Source organism: Piscibacillus salipiscarius (assembly GCF_042685285.1).
GTDB classification, from domain to species: Bacteria; Bacillota; Bacilli; order Bacillales; family Alkalibacillaceae; genus Piscibacillus; species Piscibacillus salipiscarius.
The window spans coordinates 1-7,076 of sequence record NZ_JBHUMZ010000006.1; the positions used below are offsets into that span (position 1 = coordinate 1).

Annotated in this window: 8 protein-coding genes; 5 read left to right on the forward strand and 3 right to left on the reverse strand. The window is 35.0% G+C overall.

Annotation, left to right across the window (positions count from 1 at the left end):
• The first annotated feature begins 199 nt into the window (after nt 1-199).
• Together ACFSW4_RS00650 and ACFSW4_RS00655 are read left to right on the forward strand one after the other, a co-directional pair.
• Nucleotides 200-1,150 (forward strand): Gfo/Idh/MocA family protein, encoded by a 951-nt coding sequence (locus ACFSW4_RS00650; protein WP_377326790.1) that lies wholly within the window; start codon nt 200-202, stop codon nt 1,148-1,150.
• A gap of 82 nt (nt 1,151-1,232) precedes the next feature.
• Nucleotides 1,233-2,045, forward strand: a complete 813-nt coding sequence (locus ACFSW4_RS00655) for a CAP domain-containing protein (RefSeq protein WP_377326792.1) — start codon at nt 1,233-1,235, stop codon at nt 2,043-2,045.
• A 337-nt stretch (nt 2,046-2,382) separates the two neighbouring features.
• Here ACFSW4_RS00655 and ACFSW4_RS00660 read toward each other — a convergent pair whose 3' ends face one another.
• Together ACFSW4_RS00660 and ACFSW4_RS00665 are read right to left on the reverse strand one after the other, a co-directional pair.
• Nucleotides 2,383-2,784: a thiol-disulfide oxidoreductase DCC family protein gene (locus tag ACFSW4_RS00660; RefSeq protein WP_377326794.1), complete on the reverse strand. Its 402-nt coding sequence runs from the start codon at nt 2,782-2,784 to the stop codon at nt 2,383-2,385.
• Entirely contained in the window at nt 2,778-3,077 is a 300-nt protein-coding gene (locus tag ACFSW4_RS00665; RefSeq protein ID WP_377326796.1) for a TIGR04104 family putative zinc finger protein, read from the reverse strand. The genes ACFSW4_RS00660 and ACFSW4_RS00665 overlap by 7 nt, the downstream gene beginning before the upstream one ends.
• Before the next feature lie 78 nt (nt 3,078-3,155).
• Between ACFSW4_RS00665 and ACFSW4_RS00670 the strand changes: the two genes are divergently transcribed.
• Genes ACFSW4_RS00670 through ACFSW4_RS00680 form a run of 3 tightly spaced genes read left to right on the forward strand, consistent with a single transcriptional unit; the run spans nt 3,156 to nt 6,107 of the window.
• The gene (locus tag ACFSW4_RS00670) at nt 3,156-3,863 is read left to right on the forward strand and encodes a response regulator transcription factor (protein WP_377326798.1); all 708 of its coding nucleotides are present in this window, start codon (nt 3,156-3,158) and stop codon (nt 3,861-3,863) included.
• Nucleotides 3,847-5,202 (forward strand): sensor histidine kinase, encoded by a 1,356-nt coding sequence (locus tag ACFSW4_RS00675; RefSeq protein WP_377326800.1) that lies wholly within the window; start codon nt 3,847-3,849, stop codon nt 5,200-5,202. The genes ACFSW4_RS00670 and ACFSW4_RS00675 overlap by 17 nt, the downstream gene beginning before the upstream one ends.
• 59 nt (nt 5,203-5,261) lie before the next feature.
• Nucleotides 5,262-6,107: a PepSY domain-containing protein gene (locus tag ACFSW4_RS00680; RefSeq protein WP_377326802.1), complete on the forward strand. Its 846-nt coding sequence runs from the start codon at nt 5,262-5,264 to the stop codon at nt 6,105-6,107.
• A gap of 43 nt (nt 6,108-6,150) precedes the next feature.
• Here ACFSW4_RS00680 and ACFSW4_RS00685 read toward each other — a convergent pair.
• A partial coding sequence (locus tag ACFSW4_RS00685; RefSeq protein WP_377326804.1) for an IS3 family transposase occupies nt 6,151-7,076 on the reverse strand: 926 nt, incomplete at its 5' end.

Here is a 7,076-nt window from a genome sequence, read left to right on the forward strand (position 1 = left end):
TTAAACGGTTGACGGTCATTAAAAAAGCCCCTTTAGGGGCATGTTGGTAATGTGCCCTTATAGGGCGAAACTAAAACCGCCCGTTCTACGGGCGGATATTTACTTTAACCAAATCGCGCAATTATTATATTTTTAAAGTATACACAAATCGAGATCAAGTATGCCATAATAAAAGAAAAAAGTAGCAGGTGAATACGATATGGACCAAACATTTAAAGTAGGAATCATTGGATTAGGCGTCGTTGGAGAACGGATCCTTAAACAGTTTATAGTACATCCCCGTTTTGAAGTTGTCGCTTACTGCGAACCAAACTCGGATCGTTTAAAACAAATTCAGGAGAAATATGGAGAAAGAGAAGTTTATCAATCGCACAGTGACCTTCTAAAAAATGATCAAATCGATTTAATTTATTTAGCTGTACCGCCAAAACTTCACCATCCAATTGCTTTAAATATTATTTCGTATGGTAAGCATATCTTGTGTGAAAAGCCACTCGCGAATAGCACGGAAGAAGCTTATGAAATGTATGAAGCAGCAGAAAATAAAGGCGTTATTAATGCTATGAACTTTCCTCTTCCGTATCAGGATGAGTTTTCAATGATGAAAAGCATGGTTGAAAGACAAGTCTTAGGTGAAATTAAACGAGTTGAATTTCATATGTACTTTCCAGAATGGCCTAGAGCTTGGCAACAAAACAGCTGGATTGGTACAAGAGAGCAAGGCGGATTTATAAGAGAAATTGGACCTCATTATTTACATCTCACATCAAGATTAGTGGGATTGCCTGAACTTGAGCACTCATTTGTAGACTACCCACATGATTCGTTAAAATCAGAAAATGGTTTTGTAGTAAAATTAAATATAAATGACGTACCTGTTCTATTTAATGGACTTAGCAATATTGGTCAAAAAGAACACATGTCATATAAAATATTTGGTTCTAAAGCCGTTTTGGAACTGAGAAATTGGCGTGAATTGATTTTACGTACAAAAGATCATGATAAAGAGAAAGTAAAAAAAGAAGCCAATCAACAACTTTCACTATTAGATGAACTAGCAAATGCATTAGATGGTAAAGAATATCAATTAATTTCTTTTGAAGAAGGTTATCAAGTACAAAAAGTTTTGGAAGAAATTTTACATGGTTAATACCAATGCTCCCTTTTATTGGGAGCATATTTTTTTGCCTCCGATTTAAACTAAAATTGATAAAATAAAAAGGAGGTTAAACATGAAACATCACATAAAATGGTTTTTTGTTTTAATACTATTTGCTGGGATATTAACTGGCTGTAATAACAACGATCAAAGTGTAGATCCAAACAATAATAATGACAATCTTGAACAAGTGGGTTTTGGCCCTGGTAATAATAATCAAGGTGATCAAAATCAATATGGAACACAGGGAAGAGATCGTAATGATTTTCCGTTTTTTGATGGTAATAATGACGGTAATGTAAATTTCCCTTATGAGTCTGATCGTGGTTTTAATTTTAATCATCGTAATAATGAAACTGAAAATGATAATCGTGGTCAAACAACTGAAGATCGACAACAACAAGGCCAGCAGAATCAACAGGGACAGCAAGCACAACAAGGCCAGCAAAATCAAAATGGGCAAAATGCGCAAAATAACCAGGGTCAACAGCCTACCGATGTAAGACAAATTGTACAGCAAGTCGTTGATTTGACGAACAAAGAACGAGAAAAGCAGGGTCTAGATCCTCTAGAAATTGCTGGAAAAGTTAATGAAGCGGCACAAGCAAAATCTGTTGACATGGCTGATAATGGTTATTTCAGTCACACGTCGCCAACGTATGGTTCACCATTTGATATGTTAGAACAATTTGGTGTTAATTATACAGCTGCTGGTGAGAATATTGCAGCAGGGCAGAAATCTGCTGAAGAAGTTGTGAAACAGTGGATGAATAGTGAAGGACACCGTAAAAATATTTTAAATGATTCGTTCACGCACATTGGTATTGGGTATGAACCAAGTGGTAATATGTCGCCATACTGGACGCAATTATTTATTGCAAAATAAAATGAAGCGAGGCTGGGACAAAATATGTATTAATCTAGAAGAAGACGAATATTAGAGGAGAGATCAATCCCTAATATTCGTCTTCATTTTTTAGCTGCGTCAAAATGCTTCGCTTTCCGCAGGCACGGCGCGGGCTTCCCCAAACTCACTCCCGTTCGTTTTGCGTGATTTTCAGCTCGTGCTGTTCTGCGACGATCTGGACGATCTAGTGTCGGCGTTGGCCACAGGACGTGGCCGACCTTAGCCGACCAGGAGTCTTGCATTTTGACTACGCTAATTACACTCAATATTCGTTTATTGAAAAGCTATTTTTCTTTTGTCCCACCCTCGTTTTGTTTTAATCTAAAAATTTCTCTTTGTATTCTGGCCTTGGCATCATACAATGATCCTGTTTTCCAAACCATTTATACCGATTTCGAGCAATCCAATTATAAACAGGGTCTCTTAAGAAGTTAGGCAGGATTATTAAAGTATATAAAAGCCTCCATAAGCCACCTAAATCCTTAAACACTTTTAAGGCTGCAGAGGATTTGGTATAAGCTTTATTACCTTTAATGTAAACAAAGGTATCTAAGTCGTTTTTTAGTTTATACCGCTCTAGGATGTCTCTTCCCGCATCACTTTGTAACGAAGCAAATTGAAATCGATTATGACGATCTCGTTTTAAAATGATTTGAACAAGACCATTACATAAATTACAAACACCATCGAATAAAATAGTGCCTTGTTCATTTACCATAATGGTTCTTCCTTTTTTGTTAACTTAACAAACAATGGTAATGCTAAGATAAATCCTACAATTAACATAAAGAAAATACCGTACATAAATGGAAATGCTATATTAAATAAATCTTTTATAATTAATAACAAAGGAATAATAAGCACGATTAATGTACTTTTTTTCCTCATATCGGCTGAATTATAAGAAGTTTGATGACAGTTAGGACATTCCACTCCTGTTCTAGATTTCCATGAAATGGGTAATAGTCGTTTATATGATAATTTTTCACCACAGTAAGGGCAATTGGCCATATTCCCACTCCTCTCTAGATATATGGTATCATACATTTGAGTGAATATTTAGACGTGAGACTTGAAAGAGGTGTTTGGATGTCAGACACAAAAATTTTAGTTATAGAAGATGAAGAAAAAATTGCACGGGTTCTAGAGTTAGAATTAACTTATGAAGGGTATAGTGTTACTAAAGCACATTCTGGCTATGATGCTTTAGAATTATATCGTTCACAAAGTTGGGATTTAATTTTATTAGATATTATGCTTCCAGAAATGAGCGGGGTTGAACTTCTCAGACGCATTCGGAAAAATGATCACCAAACCCCTGTTCTTATGCTGACAGCAAAAGGGTCGACGGAAGATAAAGTAACAGGTTTAGATTTAGGAGCTAACGACTATATAACTAAACCATTTGAAATTGAAGAGTTATTAGCACGCATTAGGGCGGCTTTAAGACAGGTACAAACAAATTACGAAGTTGAAGATGACGAGTGGCTTAGTTTTGATGATTTAAGATTGAATGAAGTAACAAGAGAGGTCTATCGTGGAGAAAGGTTTATTGAACTTACGCCAAGAGAATTTGATCTCTTAGTATATTTTCTTAACCATAAACGCCAAGTACTCACTCGTGATCAAATATTAGATGCTGTCTGGGGTTTCGATTATATAGGTGATACTAATGTGGTAGATGTTTACGTTAGGTACTTACGAAAAAAAATCGACTCCGATCAAGACCCAGATATCATTCATACGGTTCGCGGCGTCGGTTATGTTATGAAGGATGCTTATGAAACTAAAAAATAAAATCTTTTTTTATTCGACATTTGTATTTGTCATTCTAATCGTAGTATTGTCAGTTACCATTTATTATACATTCGTTAATATCACGTATGATCGAGAGTTAGAACGTGTGGAATCCAATGCTAAAAGTATTCATTCAGGCATAAGAGAAGAGACTGATGAATACTCAGCGATTGATTTAATGAGTTTTTATGTTCCCAATGATGGAATGTTAAGGGTTGTTAATCAAGATGGACAGTTTATGACATCATCGATCATTTCAGGAGACGTCCCAAACAGTCTTAGGAAATTTAATGTTGGTTTTGAACGAGGTAGACAGTCTTCCATTTTAACTCATTCAGGTATTTCCTATGGGTTTGTTCAATTCCCAATGATTTGGACGAATGGTGAAGTGGTTTATTTACAAGTATTTGAAAGCTTAAAGACAGTTGATGATAATTTAGATATTTTAAGGCTTGTATTAATGTTAGTGACAGCGATTGCGTTAATACCGGTTTTTATCTCAGGGAAATTGCTTTCAGACTTAATAATTAGACCCATTCAATCCTTGATTCAAACAATGAATGACATTAAAAGAAGCCAAACATTTAAACATATTCCATTAAATAAACAATCAAATGATGAACTGTTTACAATGGGGCAAACTTTTAATGAATTAATGGACTTATTAAAAGAAAACTATGAGAAACAAGAAGCTTTTGTCTCGAATGCATCTCATGAACTTAGGACGCCATTAACAGTAATTGAAAGTTATGCAAGTTTAGTAAAAAGAAGAGGGCTTGAGAGACCCGAAGTGGTTAAAGAGTCTATAGATGCGATTCATACAGAAGCTGTAAGAATGAAGGATTTAACTGAACAATTATTACTTTTAGCTAGACGTGACCAGGATTGGAAATTAGAGCTTTCTAACATTCAGCTTGGGCAACTGTTGGAAAATATAGCTAAAAATATGGAGAGAGCATACAACAGCAAGGTGGACGTTGATTATCCTCATTCAGTTACACTTTATACGGATGAGCAAAAATTGAAGCAGCTGATCTATATATTTGTTGATAATGCTTGTAAATATAGTGATGTGCCAGTGTTAATTAAACTAAGTGAAGGACCAACGATCGAAATCATTGACCAGGGCATTGGTATTCCGAAAGATTCAATCGATCAAGTGTTTGATCGATTTTACAGAGTAGATGAGGCGCGAAACCGTGATCAAGGTGGCACAGGTTTAGGTCTTGCTTTAGCTAAAGAATTAGCAGAGTCGTTAAGTATCAAAATTGATCTAGATAGTGAGGAAAATAAGGGAACTAGAGTGATTCTAAGGCTAAACTCATTGAGTTCTCATTAAATTTTAATGTTATATGTGTATCATAACTATATATTAAAGAAGTTTAAGGATGGATTAACATGATAGAACGAATCATCTGGATGTTAGGAGGCGCGATCATCACTGTTGTGGTATTTGTTTTAGCGCAACAATTCTTATTTGGGACGACATCCGCGGAACAAATATCACAAGAAGAAGCAGAGCAAATCGTATTAAATGCTTATTCAGGTGAAATACAGGAAGTTAATGAGGATTCGAGTCATTACTCTGTGAAGGTTGGTTTGCCGTCAGGTTCATATATAGTTTATGTCGATAAACAAAGTGGAGAACTAGATGATTTAAAATTTGAATCCAAATCTGAATCAAACGAAGAAACAACAACACAAAACACGGACAACAAAGATGAGCAAGGTGTAAGTGAGCAGGGGAAAAACACTGATAATCCTGAGGAAGATTCAGATCAAGCCGAAGATCCTAAGAAATCAGATGAACCCGTCAAGAGCTATCTAACAAAAGATGAGATTTTAAATCAAGTACAAGGTAATTATTCTGGCGAAGTACTTTCTGTTGAGTTTTTAGATGACAAAGACCCTTTTTACACTGTAGAACTCGAGGCAGACAATGAATTTATAAATCTGAAGATTGATGCTGAAAATGGTCAAGTAATTGATGAACAACTTGAGTTAAAAAAACAGACTCCCATTACAGAAGACGATGCGGTCAATATCGCCATGAATAAGCAAAAAGGTAACATCGATGATATTGAATATACAGAGATTAATGGAAACTTATATTATCTAATTGAAATTGAAACTGAAGACGAACAAGATGTAACCGTTAGAATTAATGCCTTAAATGGAGATACCCTTGTTATTTGGGAAGAGCAAAAGAATAAAAAAAAAGAGAAGGAAGATGAAGGAGATTAAACAGTGATCGATTGGTGGTGACCCCCAAAAGTTAGAGTTTTAATTATACAGCTGTTTGGCTGGTTTGAGTTCGGTATTTAACTGGACTTAAACCAGCCAATTTTAATTTAATTCGTTCGTTATTGTAATAATAAATGAATTCATCAATTTTTTGTTTTAGTTCATCATAAGACATTAATGCCTCGCCGTAATACATTTCTTGTTTCATAATTCCAAAGAAATTCTCCATTGTGGCATTATCTGCACATGTCGCTTTTCTAGACATACTTTGAAAAATCCTGTTTGTCTTCAATGTATTGATCCATTTTCTATGTTGGTAATGCCATCCTTGATCTGAATGGATGGTCGTTCGATACGTTGCTTTATTATTGATAATATCTATTGTTTGATTAAGTGGTTGAAGCACAAAATCTAATGTTGGTTTCCTAGACATACCGTAAGAAATGATTTCGCCATTATATAAATCTAAAATTGGACTCAAATAAAGTTTCTCATTTCTAGCACATTTAAATTCAGTAACGTCTGTAACTAGTTTTTGTAGAGGTATAGACGTATTAAATCTACGATTTAAACGATTTTTCGCTACCTTACCGACGGTTCCTTTATAAGACTTGTAACGAGATTTACGTGTGAACTTTTCACACTTTAAACCGAGCTCTCTCATGAGGCGTTGTACTTTCTTATGATTTATTTGATAGCCTTTCGCTCTTAATTCTAAATGAATACGACGATAACCATATCTCTTTCCATGTTTTTGAAACAATTCACTAATGATTTCCTTCAGTTCTTTATCAGGATCTTCTTTCTTCAATTGACAAATGTGATAATGATAAGTTGCTTCTGGTATGCCTATTACTGCTAACACGTCTTTTAATTTGAACCCTTCTTCTTTGAGTTCGAATGCCAAGACTGTTTGTGCTTTTCGAGGTAGGCATTCGGGTTCTCCTGAAAAGCTTTTAACTTTTTTAA